The sequence below is a fragment of the Desmospora profundinema genome, from assembly GCF_031454155.1.
GTDB classification, from domain to species: domain Bacteria; phylum Bacillota; class Bacilli; order Thermoactinomycetales; family DSM-45169; genus Desmospora; species Desmospora profundinema.
Window position 1 is genome coordinate 82,661 of the sequence record NZ_JAVDQG010000009.1, and the last position, 18,775, is coordinate 101,435.

Genomic DNA, 18,775 nt, shown 5'->3' on the forward strand with positions numbered 1-18,775 from the left:
GTATAATTCCCTTGAATCCGGGCCTATAACTATCTACAGCGTCTGATTATCCGGTAAGGTGTGGTCGGATCAAGGGTTTCACATCATCGATGGGGATGGCAAAGCTGATGCTTTGGCTGGGATAGACGACCAGCGTGTTGATTCCGATGGCTTGGCCCAGGATGTTTAACAAGGGCCCGCCGCTGTTACCGGGATTGATGGCCGCGTCGGTCTGGATAACGTTGCCGAAGTGGTGGTCTTCCAACCGTAATGGACGATCTTTGCCGCTGACGATCCCCAACGTGACGGAATCGTTTAGACCAAGGGGATTGCCGATCGCAACGGCCCACTCCCCTACTTCCGTCAATTGGGACGAGCCCAAAGGAAGGGGTTTGAGGGCCTGTGTCGGCTTGACGCGGATCACAGCGATGTCACGGCGGGGTTCTTTCCATACCACCTCTGCCTGCAGCGGTTTTTTTTGTCCGTAAAGGGTAACCATAATCCGCCCGGCGTTTCGTACCACGTGCTCGTTTGTCAAGATTAATCCCTGGGGAGAGATGACAAAGCCTGATCCAAACTGTCGTTGGGTGCGTGGACGCGCTTGACCACCGCTCCAGTCGGACAGAATACGGTTGAACAGCGAGATCTGTTCCGGTTCGTGTCGGTCTTCCGCCAGGATGGAGACAACACTGTGACGGGCTCGACGGATGACTGGAACAAAGGTGTTGGCCGGGTGGTTGGCAGACAGAGAACGTACGTCACCACGTCGGCGTCTGGCCTGATTCATGGTCGATGGTGCATGATGGACGCATGATACATACACCGGTTCCCCCCTCTCTCGGTCAGGCGTGTGGCAGGGCGGCAGCCCAACGGACTGTCCGCTTGGTTTGTTTGTACTATTGTATCGAGAGAGTAGGGAGAAGTTCGGGCGTTTGACCGGGTGAGTTATTCTTGGGGATCGGTCGCAGAAAATCTGAAGGAGGGTGCCATCGTTGATGATAAAAGGCGTCTTTGCCTGGGATGGTGAACATTGGTTATTCGATCCCGAAGACCGTTTCGGCTTTCGGGCCACCTGGAAAGTGAACCGGGTGTTGGCCAAAGCGGATTCGGACTTTCAGGAAGTGGCGGTCATCGAGACAGAAGGGTTTGGTAAGGCACTGGTTTTGGACGGCGTTGTCCAGACGACGGAAAAAGACGGCTTCATTTACAATGAAATGATTACTCATATTCCATTGGCCGCGCATCCGAAACCGGCCGATGTTTGCATTATCGGCGGCGGGGACGGGGGAGCGGCCCGGGAAGCATTAAAGTATCCGGTACAATCGGTGGATATGGTGGAGATTGACCCCAAGGTGGTCGAATTCAGCCGACGTTATCTACCGGAAGTGGCGGGTGATGGGGAACCGGATCCCCGTCTTCGGTTTGTGTATGAGGATGGCACCAGATTTGTAAAGAAGAGGGCGCAGGCTTACGATGTCATCGTGGTGGATTCGTCTGATCCGGTAGGGCCGGCAGCGGTTTTGTTTGAAAAACCCTTTTATCAGGATGCCAAACAGGTATTAAAAGAAGGGGGGATTCTGGTATGCCAGAGTGAGTCGCCGATCTTCCATCCGGATGTGCTAAAACGGGTTCATCACACCCTGGGCGAATTATTCCCGGTGGTCCGAACTTATTTGGCGGCGATTCCAACCTATCCCGGAGGCGTCTGGAGTTTTACCCTGGCTTCGCTTGGACCCGATCCGTTACAATCGGACGGGCATCGATTAGTGATGAATGAAAACCGATACGTGAACCGTGACATTTGGGAGAGCTGTTTTCGATTGCCGCAGTATGTCAAGGAATTGCTGGATTGAATCACGATATGTTAACTGTAAATATTATTAGGTTGACAATGTGTCAACCTTTTTCTTATGATTTCTTTGGTAACAGAAAGGAATAGAGGTGTGGGTTATGTCAAGAAGGGTTTCTTCTATCCGTTATATGATCCTGGCGGCGATGTTTGCCGCATTGACCGCCGTGGCCGGTCAGATTGCCATTCCATTGCCTCCGGTGCCGGTCACCTTGCAGACACTGATGGTCATGCTGGCCGGATCGGTTCTGGGTGCCCGCTGGGGTGCGGCCAGCATGGGTTTGTTTATTTTGCTGGCAGCATTTGGAGTGCCGGTTCTCTCCGGTGGAACAGGGGGGCTGGCGGTATTGGTCGGGCCGACGGCAGGGTATATTTGGAGCTGGCCGCTGGCTGCGTTTTTCATCGGCTGGTGGACGGAAAAAATGGCTCCCCGCCTTCACTTTTGGAAGATGGTCCTGGTTCATTTTGTTTGGGGTGTTCCGCTCGTTTATCTCTTCGGTGTATCCTGGCTGGTGTTGGCGGCGGGCCTGGAGTGGAATGTCGCATTGGCGACAGGGATGCTGCCGTTTATTCCGGGGGATTTGGTCAAAGTGCTGATCGCCTCCTCGGTTGCCGTCAGCCTGAATCGGGCCTACCCCATCATCCAACCGCGGACTTGACGGCAAGTGAGGAAGATAGAAAAGCCCGCCAAACAGGCGGGTTTTTCAAACGGAAGTGGAAATGGCGGTAAAGTCGGTCAGCTTTTGAATATGGCGGATAAAGCGATCATTGAGAGGGACCAATAAGTCCGTCGGCCCACGTTCATGACTGCCGTTTCGGTTGATAATCCGTACGCGGCTGGCGGAGATTCGGTAATAGTGCTGCGTGAATCGCGGTCGGTGAGTGGAATCCCCCAGGGACTCCCAGTGAGAAGCCGGCTTCTTCAGAGTAAAGGGAATTAATCCCAATGTATCAGTAAGCATAATTTGATAAGATGCATGGGGCTTTTGAAAGATCAGTTCCTTGGTGGTCAGCGTGCAACCCAATTGATTCTGTTTTTGGGAGATCAAAAGCTCTCCTTGCATCGATTTCACTTGAATAAAATCGGAGAATCGCATGTGGCCACAACCTTTTTCCTATAGTGCTTTTATTTTATCATATAGGTTGACCGGTTGATGACCCAATCCGTGTCAATTTGGAAAAGGACGGGAGATGGTGACCGTGAAAAACGGGACATCCATTCGGACGATGGCGGATGTACAGGCATTGCTGAAGCGGTTTGGGGCTGTTTTGTATACGGGGGATCGTTTGGGAGATCTTCACCTGATGGAAGAGGAGTTGGCAGAGCTGCACCAACTGGGGTTACTGGAGACGGATTCCTGGCTGGCCGCTCGACTGGTGATTCAACAAGAAAAGCGTCGGGTTTCGAGTGAATCCGATTCAATTCGTTAGGCGGAGCTTCGGAAGCAAAGGCGAACCAAACAATCCCGTCCCTTCTGCTTATTGCAACACATACTCCGCTAGAACACTTTGCAAATCATAAATATTGAGCTTTTTGTTAAATTGCTTTTGAATGACCGGTTGATCCTGGCCCGATACCCAAACTTTTAATTCCGCATCCAGATCAAAATGACCTGCGGTTTCAATGCTAAACCGTGTAATACTTCGGTAAGGAACCGATAGGTAAGTCACTTTCTTCCCCGTTATTCCCTGTTTGTCTACCAATATCAGACGCTTATTTGTAAAAAGGAACATATCGCGAATGAGAATGTAACTCTTTTCTATGCTCTCTGATGAACTCAGCAAATGGCCAAATTCATGCTGAACCTGATCGACATCGACTTCAGATGCATTCCCCATTAATCCATCAAAAAATCCCATTATCGGTTCCTCCTCGTGATTCAGATGAACGTTCACTCTGCTCTTTTATTTATTCGTTACATTTCGACATTTTCATGTTCATATTCTGATAAAAAAACGGCCCTCACAGCCGTTTTTTTCCTCACGAGATTACGAATGGGTTTGGAAGCGACAGGGACCGATATCAAGCGGTCTCCATCAGCAAAACCACCTTTCGACTTTGTATTGAGGGGTGATCGCATGGGTTGCCCTTCACAGCACTATCGTTCTTGGAGGGTCTTATTTACGTTCGTCGGAGCGGCAGGCTACAACAGCGAAATGCTCCTCCCGATTTGATGATTTCCGACAACTCCACCTCCAGCACCCGGAATCCACGTTGCCGTAGCTTTCGGTTAACTCGGGGGTTTATCGGTTGACTGATGACGGTTCGGTTGCCGATCGACAGGATGTTTGTTCCCAGTGTAAATTGTTCTTCCGCCTCCACTTCAATCAAATGGTACCGACTGGATAGGCGTCGAAGGTCACTGTCGGGAAAAGCGGGAGGATAGACAAGTGCTTCTCGGTGGGACAAAATGTTGAACACACAATCCAAGTGAAGGTATTTCTCGGGAAAGGAGAGGCTGATCACCCGGAAATGGGGCAACGTGATCCGCAGGTATTCGATGGCGGTACGGGAGGTTCGGCCGCTGTCACCAATCCAAATGATGTCATCGTCCACCAATACATCGCCGCCTTCAATACTTCCAATGGGGATGGGGGAATGAGGGATTCCACGGTTTGTCAGCCATTTTTGCAGCAAAGTTTCCTCTCCCTTGCGCACATTTTCATCCATTCGGGCGACAAACAGGTGGGAGCCCAAGGTAAAACCGATATCCCTGGTGAAAACCTGTTCCGGGAAGCGTTTTTCCGCCGGCAACAACTCTACTTCCACTCCCTCCCGCTGCAGGCATTCCATAAAATGGCGATGCTGGGTGTCCGCTTTTTCCAGATTAATATCGTCAACAAAATGGCGTTGGGTTTGATTGATTACGTCCCGAATTTGGAAATAGGTCGGTGGACACAACAAAACATGTTCCAGACGGCCGTATTCCGTGAAACAACGGGGAGGGGCAGATGCAAGGGTAGTCGGGATCATACTGGATTCCTCCGTTCGTGTAAGGCGAGGTCGATCTTCTTGCTCTCACGTTACCCGGGGAGGCTTCAATCTATGCGTTATAAAAGACGGGAACGGGTTTGTTTTCTGTCTCGCCATGGTCACTTTGTTCCCAGGTCTCGCTATATAAAAAAAGCTCATTCAAGTGAGGGCTTGAATGAGCTTTTTCGCTTTAGGGTTAGATCTGTTCCACAGTCCGCATCGGATAATAATGAGGCAGGCGGGCTTCATAATCCGCAATTTTCTCCTCCGCTTGCAAGGTGATGGCGATATCGTCCAATCCGTGGAGAAGGCAGTATCTGCGGTAAGGCTCCACTTCGAATTCCGCTTCAAAGCCGGATTCGTCGCTGACGCGGCATTGTTCCAGATCGATGGTCAGCGTCCGGGTTTCGCCTTTTTGGATCCGTTTAAACAACGCATCCACTCGTGCTTCCTCCAAACGGACGGGCAAAATGCCGTTTTTAAAGCAATTGTTATAAAAGATATCGGCATAAGACGGGGCGATTACCACTCGAATGCCGTAATCCAGCAGGGACCAGGGGGCATGTTCCCTGGAGGAGCCGCAGCCAAAATTGGAGCGGGCCAGGAGAACAGATCCGTCTTGATATTCATCCTGGTTTAGTACGAAATCGGGATCGGGATTGCCCTGACTGTCAAAGCGCCAGTTGTAAAATAAATACTGACCAAAACCCGTCCGTTCAATCCGTTTCAAAAACTGTTTGGGGATGATCTGGTCCGTATCCACATTGGCCCGATCCAGGGGGATGACCCTTCCCGTATGGGTGGTTAAGGCTTCCATCGTTATTCCCTCCTCAGTCTTCATAAGTCCAGTTGCGAATGTCGACAAACCGTCCTTCAATCGCAGCGGCGGCGGCCATTTCCGGACTGACCAGGTGTGTGCGTCCGCCTCGACCCTGGCGGCCTTCAAAGTTCCGGTTGGAAGTAGAGGCGCACCGTTCGCCTTCCGACAGGGTATCGGCGTTCATGGCGAGGCACATGCTGCAACCCGCTTCCCGCCACTCAAACCCGGCTTCCAGAAAGATCTCATGCAAGCCTTCCGCTTCCGCTTGTTGTTTTACCTGTTGGGATCCCGGTACTACCATCGCGTGGACGTGGGGAGAGACCCGTTTGTTTTTTACCACCCGGGCGGCTGCGCGCAGGTCTTCCATGCGTGAGTTGGTACAGGAGCCGATGAATACGCGGTCCAATCGGATTTCCGTTATGGGGGTGCCGGGGGTAAGCCCCATGTATTCCAAGGCGTTTCGAGCGGATTGACGTTCAGTATCCGTCGAGAAGGAGTCAGGATCCGGAACGGACTGGGTGATATCCGTACCCATTCCGGGACTGGTTCCCCAGGTCACCTGGGGTGCAATCGTAGCGGCATCCAGTTCCACCCTGCGGTCATAAACGGCTCCTTCATCTGTTTGCAGGGTCTCCCAATCGGCGACAGCCTGCTCGAAATCGTCCCCTTTGGGAGCATGAGGGCGTCCCCGCAGATAGGAGAAGGTGGTTTCGTCCGGTGCAATCATCCCCGCCCGGGCTCCTGCTTCGATCGACATGTTACAGACCGTCATTCGTTCCTCCATGGACAGGTTGCGGATCGCCTCTCCGGTGTATTCGATTACCGTGCCGGTGGCTCCATCGGTGCCGATCTTGGCGATCACCGCCAAAATCAGATCCTTGGCTGTCACTCCCGGTGCTAATTTTCCTTTGATATGCACCTCCATCGTTTTTGGTTTTAACTGTTGCAGGCATTGGGTGGCCAGTACGTGTTCCACCTCGCTGGTGCCGATTCCAAAAGCCAGTGCACCGAAAGCACCGTGGGTGGAAGTATGACTGTCACCGCAAACAATGGTCTTGCCGGGCAGCGTGATTCCCTGTTCGGGACCGATCACATGGACGATCCCCTGTTCGGGATGGTGCAGATCAAATAACGGGATTCCAAACTGGCGGCAGTTCTCGACGAGGGTATCCATCTGCTTGGCTGAAGTGCCGTCGGTGACAGGTAACGACCGGTCAGTGGTGGGGACATTGTGATCCATGGTAGCCATAGTCAGATCGGGCCGGCGAACCTTTCGTCCTGCCAGGCGAAGTCCCTCAAAAGCCTGTGGAGAGGTGACCTCGTGAATCAGATGCAGATCGATATAAAGAATGGCCGGTTTACCCTCCTGTTGTTCGATCACGTGGCGATCCCACACCTTTTCAAACAGTGTGCGCGGTTTCACTCCTTCACCTTCTCCTTTCCCTATAGCGCCGACAGTGTCGGCAAGAAAATATATTGTTCCCATTGTAGCAAAGTTTCGGACTGTTTCAAGGGAAATTGGCGCGATTTTTGCATTTATTTGATTGGGAATGGTTTCTTATGTTTTTCGGATACACATTGGATGATTGGAAGCATCTATGTTATAATAGGAACAAACGTTCTGATGGGAGGTAGGAGGGATGGCGAGCGGATCGTTGCCTGACCGTTGGTTTCCCCGGCGGCCGCAGTCGGTGCTGAACCGGGTGATGGATCCCGGTATGCCTTTTGGGTGGTCCGTCAACCCGTATCGTGGCTGCGGGCACGGCTGCCATTTTTGCTATGCACGCGGGACCCATACATGGTTGGGATATCACGCCGACGACAGCTTCCGCAACAATATACTGGTAAAAAGGGATGCGGACCGGGTGCTGAGGTCCGAGCTGAAGAAGGGGCGGTGGAAGGGCGGTGGAATCGCGATCGGAACCGCAACCGATCCCTATCAGCAATTGGAAGGAAAACTGGGTGTGACGCGCTCCATTCTTGAAGTGTTGCGGGAGTACGGCATTCCATGCAGTATCACGACCCGCTCTCCTCTGATCCTGCGCGATTTGGATCTGTTGAAGGAGATGAAAGTGACTTCCGTCCAGATCAGTGTCAGCACGTTGGATGAGACCGTCTGGGAGCGGACGGAACCCGCCTCACCTCACCCAAGGCAGCGGTTTCGGACCGTGTCCGAGTTGGTGAAAGCCGGTGTGCCGGCGGGTTTCTTTTTAGCCCCTGTCATTCCGTATCTGACAGACAGTGAAGAGACGGTGGAGGAGGTGGCCCGGAAAGCTGCGGCTGTCGGGGCCCATTTTTTATCACCGTCCCTCCTGCGGTTAAAACCGGAAGTGAAAAGCTGGTTTTTTCGGCGGATACAACCGTATTACCCTCTGGAAGCGGCTCGGTTGGCCCGCCTGTATGAAGGGGCACGGGCACCTGCGTCCTTCCATGACTCTCTGATGGCGCGGATCCGCAGCCAGATCGAGTCGGCAGGGCTTTCCTTAAGTGTTTCGGACCCGGATGGGGGGGAAGCGTTTCGCTTTCCAAAAAGCAGCGAGAGAGAAGGAGAGCCCCCAGTTCAATTGTGTTTGTTTTAGTGAAAAAAATAACAACCCCTCTTCCACACCAAGGGTGAAAGAGGGGTTGTCGATTAATGGTCGGTAGACGGCGGTTCTTGGTGGGAGCCGTCTGTGCCGGGGGCTTGTCCCGGTTGTTCGGAAGGGGTTCCTTCCTGATTGGCGGGATCCTGTTCCGGATTGTAGGGGTTTCCGTCCAACGTCTCCAAATCCAGCTCCAAATGTTCCCTAAGCAGGTTGCTCACCCGTAAGCGCTCTTCATCGCTGACATAATGGAACCAGATGCCTCTCGGGTTGTTCTTATCGTCAAACCCCTCCATGGTCACCGATTCCGACTGGTTTTTTGCTTCGCTGTAGATGCTTTGCAAAGCCATGAATTGATTTATCTCGAAGTCGTGGGTGACATTGTTCCCCACAGACCGGAGAATGTCGTCCACTTTGGAGATGGATTTGACACTGAGGGCTTGCTCCATCAAGCTTTGCAAAACTTCCCGTTGACGGTCGTTTCGTCCCGAGTCCCCCCGGGGGTCCTGTTTGCGCATCCGGACGTATCCCAATGCTTGACGGCCGTCCAGATGGGCGGGGCCTTCTTGATAGGTGAGATATTCACCGAAGTTGCGTGTGGTGAAGGTGAAAGGAATATTCACTTCCACCCCGCCCAAGGCATCCACCACTTCCATAAAGCCGGTGAAATTCACCTTTACATAATAATCGATAGGAATGTTAAGGAAATTTTCCACCGTGTATACGGTGTTGGTTACCGGCCCCACCCCAGATTGCTGCCCGTAAACGGGTGCAGCATTGATCTTTGTTTTTACACCGTTGGAATTTGCGATTTCGGCGTAGGTATCCCGGGGGATGCTTAACATTTTCATCGACTTTTCATGAGGGTTGATGGTCGCCACCATAATGACATCGGAGCGCCATGGTTTGGATTCATCTTTTACATCGGTTCCCAAAATCAGAACAGAAAAGGGTTCATCCATCGATACGGCGGAATCCCGCTTGTCCGACTTATCGCGGTTGAGGGGATCAAAGGACTGATTCATCGCTCCCCATACCTGATAGAAGAAATAGCCGGACACCAGCAGACAAATAGACATGAATATGGCAAAAAATCGAAGCCACCATTTGCGCCGCTTTTTATGTTTGACGCGTTCCATTCGAGATTGCTCGATAGGTCATACCCCGCTTTTAGTATCCAGTTTCCTGACGGACATTACGATCGTCCGAAATTCCGTCATTTTTACTCTAAATGGTGACAGTTGTAAAGGAAGGGATTCGTTCATTTTTATTTTCGTCGAACCCGTCTAATCATCCCAATCACAATCGCCGCGGCGAGTAACAGAAAGGCGATCAATACCAGGATGACCACGGTAATGGGATTGGGTAGATACCATTCCACCTGTACCGGCTGCACTTCACCGGGCTTTAGATTCCAGGTGAGTGTTTTTTCGTCCGCTGATACCTGATCCGCATTATGTTCATCCGGTGCCAGCGGAAGGGTGAGCCGAAAGGTAAGGTTCATCTCGTCGACAAAGGCTTGTCCGACAGAGTCATTGCCGGCGATGGAGGTCAAATCGACGTCCCGATGGAACAGGATGTGGGTGCGGAACAGGCTGGAATCCACCTGGATCGGGCCTTTTTCCATCCGGCCGATCACAGGAAAGGGAAGAGAGCTGGCCGTTTTGCCCTTGGGTGAGTATATGTCCAACAGGTCGTCGCCGGGAGGGTTTTGTGCTACATTCTCCACCGACCGTGTCGCCACCCAGCCTGTCCGCTCCCCTTCCTGGATCGGTTGAACGTCGTAACCGCTTTGTTGGACTGCTGCCTTGAATGATTCCAATTCCTGCGCTACCAACGGGTGGCTTACGATTTTTAACTGATAAGTGCCGGAGCCGTCCCAATTGACGGTCACATGCATGTCGGCGTCAACACAACCGCTGAGCAACAACAGGCATAGGACCATCAACAGTGGTTTAAACCAACGGGCGGATGTAGGCAACCGATCACCTCCTGTATCAGGGTGGGGAAGGAAACCAACCAAAAAAGGCCCTCATATGCTTTAGGAAAGGTTATCTTGATATGAAGCTGTGCAGATCGGCCGATCAGCAAGTCGGCGATATACCCATCGGTTGATTCGTTCCTTCGTCGTTCTCGTCGGTTGGTCCAAAGGATCGCCAGGGCCCTTCGGTTTCCATCCATGTAACGGTGGTGGATGTCGAATGGTTTCGATACCGATTTCTCTTTCAGATTACCGTAAAAAAAGGATGAATGGAACGGAAAGATTATTGCAATTCCGTTACTTTACCTACTTTTTCCTTCCGGCAACAGCGGTCTGCTGTTCATTTGAAAGACAGTGGATCGGCGGATAATTCCAATTTATTGAAATAATACCCAGGCAGGATCAGAAAATCGTTTCCTGTCATATCCCGCTACTATGAAATATTATACGTGGAGCGACGTTGTTTTTGAAGGGAAATATTGGGTTACTAACCTGTATCGGATTTTCGCTAAGGCTGTCCATGTATAGGAATATACATCATCCAGCATCCGTTCATATGACCCCAACGAACCATCCTTCAGCGAAAAGGGAGGGCGGGAAGAGGAGTCATATGATGAAATCGGGGAGAAGAAAAATATAGTTTTCCGTGTGCTGAACCAGCTGAGAATGGATTATATTTGAATGAGGAGGGCCCTTATTCTGAAAAGGGAGAAAAAAAGAGAGCGGGACGGAGCCTTGTAGAGTGAAGAAGGGATCGGAATCGAGATCGGAGGGAGATGGGGTGGATTTAAAAACAAGTGTTTCTGCGGAAAAAGGAAACGTCAGTCCCATCCGCACGGGGGATCGGATATTTGTGATCGATGGACTGCGCGGTTTTGCTCTGTTTGGCATCCTGGTGGTGAATATGTCCTTTTTTCATTCCCCCTCTATTTACCTGATGATGTCAGATACGGTATGGTGGACGGGGTTTTGGGATCAGGCGGCGGAACGGTTTGTCTATTTGTTTGCTGAAGGAAACTTTTATACCCTGTTTTCGCTTTTGTTCGGGTTTGGGATGATTCTGTTTATGGAAAGGGTGCAGCAAAAAGGATCCTCCTTTGTGCCTTTATATGCGCGCAGGCTGATGATCCTGTTGTTTTTTGGATTGGTTCATGCCCTGCTGATCTGGTACGGTGACATCCTGTTTTCATACGCGTTGCTGGGATTTGTGCTGTTGTTGTTTCGCCGGTGTAGTCCCCAAACCTTGCTGGTGTGGGCACTGATCCTTTTATTGATGACCATGCTGTTGTTCGGAGTGCTTGCGGGACTCACTTTTTATACAGAAACATTGCCGGAAAGATCCGAGGAGGGGAATGCCTTTGAAGAATGGATCCAATCCATGATCCAATCCTCTGTCGCGGCATACGGGAGCGGCAGCTTTGCGGAAATCACTCAGCAGCGAGCAACCGATTGGCTTTTTCTGATCAGTTGGTCTGTGATCGGGTTTTGGCCGATCATTTTAGCGATGTTTTTGTTGGGAGCCTATGTGGCGAAACGCCGCATTCTGCACGATATCCCCACTAATCTGCCGTTGATCCGGCACATCTGGTGCTGGAGCTTGATACTGGCGTTGGCAACCGTGTTGTTGCAAGGGATGGAACCGTTTCTCGGGTTTACCAGCGACTCGGCTGCGATTTTGTTCATGATGGTGGAAACCGTAATCGGCAATCCAGCGACCTGCCTCTTTTACGCCTCGTCTTTGGTGCTGCTCCTGCAACGGGAGAGATGGGTGCGCCGTCTGTCATTCTTCCGTGATGTGGGAAGGATGTCCTTGAGCAATTACCTCATGCAATCGTTGATCTGTACGACTCTCTTCTACAGCTACGGATTTGGATGGTATGGAAAAGTGGGTCCTCTTGGCGGTCTCGGTTTAGCGGTTTTGATATTTGCTGCACAGGCGGTGATCAGCCGGTTCTGGTTGAAGAAATTCCGCTTTGGGCCAATGGAGTGGGTATGGCGCTCGTTAACCTATGGTAGACGGCAACCGTTCCGGATATAGGGCGGCTGACAGGGACCCTACGCATTGCGGGAACGGATTGGGATTCAGTTTCAGCAACACCAAGGAATCCTGACACGAAAAATATCATGATGCATACCATTCACCCGCCTGGATCAGGCGGGTGGATTGATGTGAACCGCTTTGAGAAACCGACGCTAGAGAAGTTGGGGAGGACCGCACAATCGAATTACAATCTCCCTGACTTAAATATGCTCCAGATCAACCAAAACAGCATAAACACCGCAATGACAAACCCGATTTCAATGGCGGGTACTTTCCACAGGATCGTTTGTTGACGGGTCAGGGAGGATCCGATGATCAAGCCGCACATAATGATGCTGAAGGAGAGAAGCACGATGCTGTAGGAGAGTCGATTGACGATCTGGTCCAATTTGCGAAGGAAGACATTAAGCCGGGGAACGCCCACATCCACCTGGATTCTTCCTTTCTTCAGATTTTCCGCCAGATCGTGCAGTTGCCGCGGGAGTTGCAACAGGGCTTCTCCGTAATTGAAGGCCTCTCTCCAGGTTTGTTCCGCGATCCGTCTGGGGTTGTAGCGCTCCCGCAGGAGCATTTCTCCAAAGGGTTGCGTAACCTTTGTCACATGGATGGATGGATCCAGTTTTTTCACAATCCCCTCAAGGCTGATCATCGTTTTGCCCACGAGAGTCAGGTCTGAAGGGATTCGGATGCGGTGGCGAAAAGCGACATCAAACAGGTCCTTCACCACTTCGCCTAAGCGGATGTCGGATAGAGTGCTGTCCACATACTTTTCCGCCAATTCGTCCATGTCCACCCATAGTTCTTCGCGATCGACATCCTCAGGCACCACTCCCATCTTCAGGATGGCTTTGACTACACCGTCGGTGTTGCGCTGCATCATGGCAATCACCATCGATCCAAAATGGTGGCGCATCCGGGGGGGGAGACGCCCCACCATGCCGAAATCGATCAGGGCGATCCGTTCACCCGGGAGAGCGAACAGATTGCCGGGATGAGGATCCCCGTGAAAAAAGCCCTCCACCAGGATTTGACGAAAAACAGCCTGGATCAATCTTTCGGCCAGCACGCTTCGATCCAGTCCGGCTTGATCCAATTCGTGAAGCTGAGTCATTTTAATCCCATGGACAAACTCAGTGGTCAATACCCGGCGCGTGGTTAGTTCCCAATAGACACGGGGCACCTGGATCGGATCGGATTCTCTCAGCTGATTGCGTATTTTTTCTGAATGACGGGCTTCTTTGGTGTAATCCATCTCCTGATGGACACTCCGTGCCAATTCCTCTATCACACTGCTCACTTGGTGTTGTTGAGCCCAATCGAGGCGGTGTTCGGCCATTGTGGCCAAATCTTTTAAAATATGAAGATCCGTCTCCACAGTGGATTGGATGCCGGGACGTTGGATCTTGACGGCGACGGTGTCGCCATTATGTAGGACGCCCCGGTGTACCTGGCCGATGGAAGCGGCAGCCAGGGGTTTTTCGTCTATCTTAACGAAAAGTCGGTCCACATCTCCCAACTCTTCTTCCAATACTGTGCGAATGGTGCTGAAAGGGCGGGGCCGCACCTCGTCATGCAGCTTCTCCAATTCCAGGATGATGGACTCGGGTAACAGATCGGAGCGGGTGCTGGCTACCTGCCCCAGCTTGACAAAAGCGGGCCCCAGCTCTTCCAGAGCTTCCCGTATGTGCCGACCGGTTGGAGTGGGAGGCGGTGGTTCCGAGACAGATCCCTGTCGAGGCAACGAAAGTTTTTGGAACAGGTTGAGATCTTCCAATAAAAACCCAAAGCCATGCCGGGCTAAAGTGGAAACGATCTCTCGATAGCGGCCGATATTGCGAATCGTTTTGCCAAACATGGGTGACCTCCTTCGCCGGGATCAGACGTCGGGTTTTCCGTCCTCCCGATCTTCTTGGGCACCCTTGATTTCGTCGTCCGGTCGATGGGAGGACAACCGGCTTTCCAACACATGGATATGTTGTTCCAGTCGGCGGATATCTTCCTGGGTGGCCACATTCCAATCACGGAGCGTTTTTCCCACATGTTCTTGAATGGATTCTTCCAGTATCTTTTGTTCCTGTTCCCCGCGGGTGATCAACTGATCCAACAGTTCCCGGGAGGCCTTCGGAGTCATTTCGCCTTTCTTTACCAGTTCCTGGATCGCTTTTTCGGCACGTTCCTTGCTGATGATGGCCAGCCCGAGCCCTGCCGCCACTCCTTTTTTCATCCAATCTTTCATCCAAAACGCTCCTTTTTAAGAGAGTTTGAGATCATTCGACAAAGACAAAGGGTTTCCCTCCTCTTTTTCCCTTGCGAGAAGCAGGATAATCAGGAAGTCATGATAAAAGGGTCACATCTTTTGACGGATGTAGGAGAGGCTGGGCGGAGTAAACAGAGGGAAAGAGGCTCCAGTGTCGCGGACGGGAACCTAAAATAATCCTGGATCGAGGAGGTGCCCAAGGGCAGACCCTGGAGACCGACGCCTCTTGGAGCCGGAAAGCCCTCCATTTCAGTCGTGTGCGTTCAACTTTTTGAGGGGAGAGGGGCACAGAAATGGCGGATGATCCATTCGAAAATCCAACAGGGAGGAATCCATCTCCTCTTTCCTCATAAGAAGTTTGTCGGTAGCGTGGAGATCGATGATCTCCTTTTTTTGTTGTCTTGACGCCGTTACCGCGATCGTTGCCGTTTGAATAACAAACTGGCGATCCAGTGGTCTCTGGTTCCACTACACACGGGTCCAGGTACAACCCTGTCGAGTAGTTTACAGTCACAGTCATAGAAGGAGAGGATAGGATGTCATGGGAACAAATAACGTCCTTGGTCAATCGAATCGATTTGGAGTCCAGTCCCGGGAACCATCCAGTGGTGCCACGGATGGTTCCGGAGCCTCTGGAGATCGTGGGGGTGGGAACCGACGCGGCAGTGGTGCGCCATCCGGACCGTTGGGATACGGTTTTTAAAGTATACGCGCCCGGCAGAGAGCAAGCCTGGGCGGATGAGCAGAAAGTGTACAAACGCTTGGGGGAGTCCCCCTGGTTTCCGGTCATGAAAGGCGGGGGACCAGGCTTTTTGGTGTTGAGCCATGAAAAGGGGCCTACTTTGTACGATTGTTTGACAGAAGGGATCCCGATTCCATCAGGGGTGGTGGATGAAGTAGAGGAAGCACGCCGGTTTGTGAGGGAGAAAGGACTCAACCCGAGAGATATCCATTTGAAAAATGTGCTGCTTCAAAATGGGCACGCCAAGCTCGTCGATGTTTCGGAGTACTTGAAGCCGGGGGAGGATGGACGTTGGGATTATCTAGTGCAGGCGTATCATCGATTTTACCCCTTGATCCGGGGAAAACGGATTCCGGAGGATGTGTTGGAGGGGATTAAACAAACATATCGTGAGTGTGGGAATCATCCCTTGTCCATGGTCGAGTGGAAACGCCGCTTCTTCACTTTGTTGTCCCAAACGGATCATTCGTCACCATGAACAGTCTTAACGTTCACATAAGGAATCCGGGATATCCTTGGTCATGGATGCTCGGGTATAATGGGAATATATTTCGATATACGAATAAAAACTGGAGTGGTCAATGTGCCAGGACTGTTCGATCCCATTTCCCTTTCCGGCGGCTAGCACTAAAAAAAGATCATAAAAAATTAACGCTGTTTTCCGCAAAGGGGATGTTTTCGCCTGTCAGGAGACGGGAAAAGTGAATCAGGCAGTGAGACGGATTAAGGGAGGGTTGAATATGGTTCAAAATCCTGATATAGACGAGATAAAACAGATGCTGAAAAATGCGGAAACGATCGCTGTGGTGGGCTTGTCCGATAAACCGCATCGCACCAGCTATATGATCGCTCAGGCTCTCCAGGAGGCGGGCTATCGAATCTTTCCCGTCAACCCCACTTTGAATGGACCGGTATTGGGCGAGCGACCGTATGCATCGGTGGAGGAGATCGGTGAACCAATCGATATCGTCGATGTGTTTCGCCGCAGTGAGCACTGTATTCCGGTTGCGCGGGACGCCGTAAAAGCCGGTGCGAAAGCGGTTTGGTTCCAGCAGGGCGTGATCAATGAGGAAGCGGCAGCGATTGCCCGCAAGGCAGGTTTAACGGTGGTGATGGACCGCTGTATCAAAGTGGATCACGCCGTATTGCTCCGGGGCAGGTTGACCGGTACCGAAAACAGGCCCGATTCTAAAACTGATTGACAACCTGTGGTGGGGAATGGTCATAATATGAAGAAGGACACTTCCCATACGATTGTCCACGTTCGCAATCTCTCCCCATTAGAGAGGTGATGGCGGTGGAAACCATGAAATTGTCCACATTGATCTTGACCGTATGTCCCGACTGGTACGATCTTCTTCGAAAAGAGGAACTGGATTCTGAGATTATCGTCACTGATTTACAAGCATTGAAGCGAGAAGATATCAGCGAGATTATCGGGCAGACAATCCAGCACCACCATCGCGCTCCCTACCATTGAACACACCATGATCGGCTTCTCCCGATAAAGAGAAAGCCGATTTTTTTATTTTTTACAATATCCAACCCTTTTTGACACGAAACTCTTGTTGCATTGCGAATAATGGAAATGAAGGAAAAGAAGGAGTGCGGTGAGATGGAGCGTAAGAGCTGGGCCGTTCAGATTGGTGGGAGCCATCATATTGTCAACATGGAATATGGGTCCGGGATTGGCCTCATCCGGATCGACGGTGAACTAGTCGAGCGCTGGAAGGGGAAAGAGGGACGCGATTGTCACCGGGTGTTTGAGCTAAAAGGCCGTTGTTGCGGGTTACATATGCGATACGACGATCGCAGAGAGGAATACGAATACGATTTATCTTTGAATGGCTTTTCGATTATGAATGGGAAGGATGTGTCACCCTTTTCCTCCACACCGTCGGAAGGAATTACCAAGCGGTGGATTTTACGCCTGGCGGATGGGATCCACACGTTGCTGTATCAACACATTCCTTATGAACGGCGAACGATTTACCTGGATGGGCGACTGGTGGAAGACAGCCGATTTTATCAGGAGGAAGATAGTGACCATTTGTTGCTGTTCAAAGGTCACCGCATCGGCATTCATCTCTCCCGGGTGGATAAGGAATATTTTTGTTACGATCTGTCCATTGACGGGGTATCACCGGAAACCGGAAAGCGGATTGGGATGATCCCGCCCACTCCATCTGAATGCCGTAAAAAAGTTTGGTTTATCTCGTTGGAAGGTGTTACTCACACTGTTGTATTGGAACACCAGGGGATGAACCACGAAAAGAAGCTGGTGGTGGATGGGAAATTGTTGGTTCAAAGCGGGTTTGCGCCGAACCAGAAGGATATCCAACACCCCTTTTTTCTGGGTAATCATCGTTGTGCACTCAGCATTAGGCGTCAGTCCAAATGGATGTATCGGTATGATCTGCTGGTGAACGGAGTCTCCGTGGATACTGGCGAAACGCTGGATTATAAACCGGCTGTCAGTTCTTCCGGAGGAGGAAAGCGGATATGGCGGGTTCACTTGGATGGTCTTTCTCATACGGTGCTGGTGGAACACCGGTCCACCAAGGCGACTATTTGGGTGGATGACACACAGGTGGGAGAAAAGAATTTTTGGAAAGAGTCCAAGGACAGTTTTTTCTCTTTCCAGATCGGGGAGAATCCCTGTGCCCTGATTGTGCACAGAGGGGATGACGGGGAGTATACCTACCATCTGTACGTCAACGGCTTGTCACTGGATACTGGCGAACCGTTGTATCCCTTGAAGATCCAGGGAAGGGATGTGTGGTGGCAGCTGGAATTGGAGGGCCGTGTTTGCACGATCCGCTTAGAACACCAACGACTATCCGACAAACGCCGTCTGTTTCTGGATGATCAGCCGCTAACTGAACAACGGTGGAAAGTTGGGGCGAAAGGCAGCATTCATGCCATTCGGATGGAGCGTCATTGGGTCGTGGTGGAAGTGAGGGAAGAAGAGGATCATTTTAGTTATCACCTTTACGTGAATGGACAGCGAGTCGAACCGGGCTGTTCTGTCCGTATGAAGCCAATGAATATGGTGGAAGAGGTGGCCTTTCTGAAAAAGCTGAAGCGGCAGAGAGGCGTCGAATCGGAACGGAACCGCTGGAAAAAGCGGATAGTGGGGGCTATTTCTACTTATGTGAGCGGTTTACTGCTACTTATTATTACTCATTACATGGTTGGAAGCCTTTGGTTGGGATGGACGCAGCCACAACCGTTTAGCTGGTATCTTTTTATACCTGTCGGTTTGACATCTTTGCCATTAAGCCATGCTTTTGAAACCCGGCGTTGGATTCGTATCGTTGTGATTGGATGCGGTACGCTATTGATCGCAATCGGCCTTATGCTGTCTCTATGGGATTGAAAGAAACGCCCTCCATTTGTCAGATGGAGGGCGCTTGATGATCAGGAAGACCCCTGAGGGGCTGTTATGTGCAAAGGAAGGAAACAGGAAATATGGGCTGTTTTAACCGATCATGATATACTAAGAATCGGATTCAACTGACAGCCCGATATTCTCAAGGGGGTTTGTTTC

At 51.3% G+C, this 18,775-nt stretch carries 19 protein-coding genes; 9 read left to right on the forward strand and 10 right to left on the reverse strand.

The features are described 5' to 3' along the window. Positions 1-46 precede the first annotated feature (46 nt). Positions 47-802, reverse strand: coding sequence for a S1C family serine protease (locus JOE21_RS16435; protein WP_309868419.1), 756 nt, complete (start codon positions 800-802; stop codon positions 47-49). Positions 803-974: 172 nt separating this feature from the next. Between JOE21_RS16435 and speE the strand changes: the two genes are divergently transcribed. Together speE and JOE21_RS16445 are read left to right on the forward strand one after the other, a co-directional pair. After that, a complete protein-coding gene (gene speE, locus JOE21_RS16440) occupies positions 975-1,832 on the forward strand; it encodes a polyamine aminopropyltransferase (protein ID WP_309868521.1) in 858 nt (285 codons plus the stop codon). A 97-nt stretch (positions 1,833-1,929) separates the two neighbouring features. Further along, positions 1,930-2,487 carry a biotin transporter BioY gene (locus JOE21_RS16445; protein ID WP_309868421.1) on the forward strand — a complete coding sequence of 186 codons (558 nt, stop codon included), beginning with the start codon at positions 1,930-1,932 and terminating at the stop codon, positions 2,485-2,487. A 45-nt stretch (positions 2,488-2,532) separates the two neighbouring features. On the opposite strand, the gene JOE21_RS16450 is transcribed toward JOE21_RS16445, so the two are convergent. Continuing rightward, entirely contained in the window at positions 2,533-2,925 is a 393-nt protein-coding gene (locus tag JOE21_RS16450) for a hypothetical protein (protein WP_309868423.1), read from the reverse strand. A 103-nt stretch (positions 2,926-3,028) separates the two neighbouring features. Here JOE21_RS16450 and JOE21_RS16455 point away from each other — a divergent pair, with 103 nt between their 5' ends. After that, entirely contained in the window at positions 3,029-3,259 is a 231-nt protein-coding gene (locus tag JOE21_RS16455) for a YqgQ family protein (RefSeq protein ID WP_309868425.1), read from the forward strand. 48 nt (positions 3,260-3,307) lie between these two features. On the opposite strand, the gene JOE21_RS16460 is transcribed toward JOE21_RS16455, so the two are convergent. From JOE21_RS16460 to leuC, 4 genes are all read right to left on the reverse strand, one after another. Beyond that, positions 3,308-3,688: a PH domain-containing protein gene (locus JOE21_RS16460; protein ID WP_309868427.1), complete on the reverse strand. Its 381-nt coding sequence runs from the start codon at positions 3,686-3,688 to the stop codon at positions 3,308-3,310. Between the two features lie 262 nt (positions 3,689-3,950). Then, positions 3,951-4,802 (reverse strand): dimethylarginine dimethylaminohydrolase family protein, encoded by an 852-nt coding sequence (locus JOE21_RS16465; RefSeq protein ID WP_309868429.1) that lies wholly within the window; start codon positions 4,800-4,802, stop codon positions 3,951-3,953. Positions 4,803-4,998: 196 nt separating this feature from the next. Further along, complete coding sequence (gene leuD, locus JOE21_RS16470; RefSeq protein ID WP_309868431.1) at positions 4,999-5,619, reverse strand: 3-isopropylmalate dehydratase small subunit; 621 nt, start codon at positions 5,617-5,619, stop codon at positions 4,999-5,001. Between the two features lie 13 nt (positions 5,620-5,632). Continuing rightward, positions 5,633-7,045: a 3-isopropylmalate dehydratase large subunit gene (gene leuC / locus JOE21_RS16475; RefSeq protein WP_309868432.1), complete on the reverse strand. Its 1,413-nt coding sequence runs from the start codon at positions 7,043-7,045 to the stop codon at positions 5,633-5,635. 217 nt (positions 7,046-7,262) lie between these two features. Here leuC and JOE21_RS16480 point away from each other — a divergent pair, with 217 nt between their 5' ends. Beyond that, positions 7,263-8,201: an SPL family radical SAM protein gene (locus JOE21_RS16480; protein ID WP_309868434.1), complete on the forward strand. Its 939-nt coding sequence runs from the start codon at positions 7,263-7,265 to the stop codon at positions 8,199-8,201. 53 nt (positions 8,202-8,254) lie between these two features. On the opposite strand, the gene JOE21_RS16485 is transcribed toward JOE21_RS16480, so the two are convergent. Both JOE21_RS16485 and JOE21_RS16490 read right to left on the reverse strand, forming a co-directional pair. After that, positions 8,255-9,343: an LCP family glycopolymer transferase gene (locus JOE21_RS16485; RefSeq protein ID WP_309868435.1), complete on the reverse strand. Its 1,089-nt coding sequence runs from the start codon at positions 9,341-9,343 to the stop codon at positions 8,255-8,257. A 128-nt stretch (positions 9,344-9,471) separates the two neighbouring features. Beyond that, a complete protein-coding gene (locus JOE21_RS16490) occupies positions 9,472-10,185 on the reverse strand; it encodes a DUF3153 domain-containing protein (protein ID WP_309868436.1) in 714 nt (237 codons plus the stop codon). Between the two features lie 781 nt (positions 10,186-10,966). On the opposite strand from JOE21_RS16490, the gene JOE21_RS16495 reads away from it, so the two are divergent. Beyond that, a complete protein-coding gene (locus JOE21_RS16495; protein ID WP_309868437.1) occupies positions 10,967-12,223 on the forward strand; it encodes a DUF418 domain-containing protein in 1,257 nt (418 codons plus the stop codon). Between the two features lie 187 nt (positions 12,224-12,410). Here the strand turns inward: JOE21_RS16495 and JOE21_RS16500 are convergent, their stop codons facing one another. Both JOE21_RS16500 and JOE21_RS16505 read right to left on the reverse strand, forming a co-directional pair. After that, positions 12,411-14,081 carry an ABC1 kinase family protein gene (locus JOE21_RS16500; protein WP_309868438.1) on the reverse strand — a complete coding sequence of 557 codons (1,671 nt, stop codon included), beginning with the start codon at positions 14,079-14,081 and terminating at the stop codon, positions 12,411-12,413. A 21-nt stretch (positions 14,082-14,102) separates the two neighbouring features. Next, positions 14,103-14,462, reverse strand: coding sequence for a phasin family protein (locus JOE21_RS16505; RefSeq protein ID WP_309868439.1), 360 nt, complete (start codon positions 14,460-14,462; stop codon positions 14,103-14,105). A 557-nt stretch (positions 14,463-15,019) separates the two neighbouring features. Here JOE21_RS16505 and JOE21_RS16510 point away from each other — a divergent pair. The 4 genes from JOE21_RS16510 (at position 15,020) to JOE21_RS16525 (ending at position 18,604) form a co-directional block, all read left to right on the forward strand. Further along, positions 15,020-15,703, forward strand: coding sequence for a protein kinase family protein (locus tag JOE21_RS16510; protein ID WP_309868440.1), 684 nt, complete (start codon positions 15,020-15,022; stop codon positions 15,701-15,703). A 262-nt stretch (positions 15,704-15,965) separates the two neighbouring features. After that, positions 15,966-16,427 carry a CoA-binding protein gene (locus JOE21_RS16515; RefSeq protein ID WP_309868523.1) on the forward strand — a complete coding sequence of 154 codons (462 nt, stop codon included), beginning with the start codon at positions 15,966-15,968 and terminating at the stop codon, positions 16,425-16,427. A gap of 95 nt (positions 16,428-16,522) precedes the next feature. Beyond that, on the forward strand, positions 16,523-16,705 hold the full coding sequence (locus JOE21_RS16520) for a hypothetical protein (protein ID WP_309868441.1): 183 nt from the start codon (positions 16,523-16,525) through the stop codon (positions 16,703-16,705). A 135-nt stretch (positions 16,706-16,840) separates the two neighbouring features. Then, complete coding sequence (locus tag JOE21_RS16525) at positions 16,841-18,604, forward strand: hypothetical protein (RefSeq protein WP_309868442.1); 1,764 nt, start codon at positions 16,841-16,843, stop codon at positions 18,602-18,604. Positions 18,605-18,775 lie beyond the last annotated feature (171 nt).

Coding starts and splice junctions, on each gene's coding strand:
- speE (WP_309868521.1), top strand. CDS start 975: ATGATAAAAGGCGTCTTTGCCTGGGATGGTGAACATTGGTTATTCGAT.
- JOE21_RS16445 (WP_309868421.1), top strand. CDS start 1,930: ATGTCAAGAAGGGTTTCTTCTATCCGTTATATGATCCTGGCGGCGATG.
- JOE21_RS16450 (WP_309868423.1), bottom strand. CDS start 2,925: ATGCGATTCTCCGATTTTATTCAAGTGAAATCGATGCAAGGAGAGCTT.
- JOE21_RS16460 (WP_309868427.1), bottom strand. CDS start 3,688: ATGGGATTTTTTGATGGATTAATGGGGAATGCATCTGAAGTCGATGTC.
- JOE21_RS16465 (WP_309868429.1), bottom strand. CDS start 4,802: ATGATCCCGACTACCCTTGCATCTGCCCCTCCCCGTTGTTTCACGGAA.
- leuD (WP_309868431.1), bottom strand. CDS start 5,619: ATGGAAGCCTTAACCACCCATACGGGAAGGGTCATCCCCCTGGATCGG.
- JOE21_RS16480 (WP_309868434.1), top strand. CDS start 7,263: ATGGCGAGCGGATCGTTGCCTGACCGTTGGTTTCCCCGGCGGCCGCAG.
- JOE21_RS16485 (WP_309868435.1), bottom strand. CDS start 9,343: ATGGAACGCGTCAAACATAAAAAGCGGCGCAAATGGTGGCTTCGATTT.
- JOE21_RS16500 (WP_309868438.1), bottom strand. CDS start 14,081: ATGTTTGGCAAAACGATTCGCAATATCGGCCGCTATCGAGAGATCGTT.
- JOE21_RS16505 (WP_309868439.1), bottom strand. CDS start 14,462: ATGAAAGATTGGATGAAAAAAGGAGTGGCGGCAGGGCTCGGGCTGGCC.
- JOE21_RS16510 (WP_309868440.1), top strand. CDS start 15,020: ATGTCATGGGAACAAATAACGTCCTTGGTCAATCGAATCGATTTGGAG.
- JOE21_RS16515 (WP_309868523.1), top strand. CDS start 15,966: ATGGTTCAAAATCCTGATATAGACGAGATAAAACAGATGCTGAAAAAT.
- JOE21_RS16525 (WP_309868442.1), top strand. CDS start 16,841: ATGGAGCGTAAGAGCTGGGCCGTTCAGATTGGTGGGAGCCATCATATT.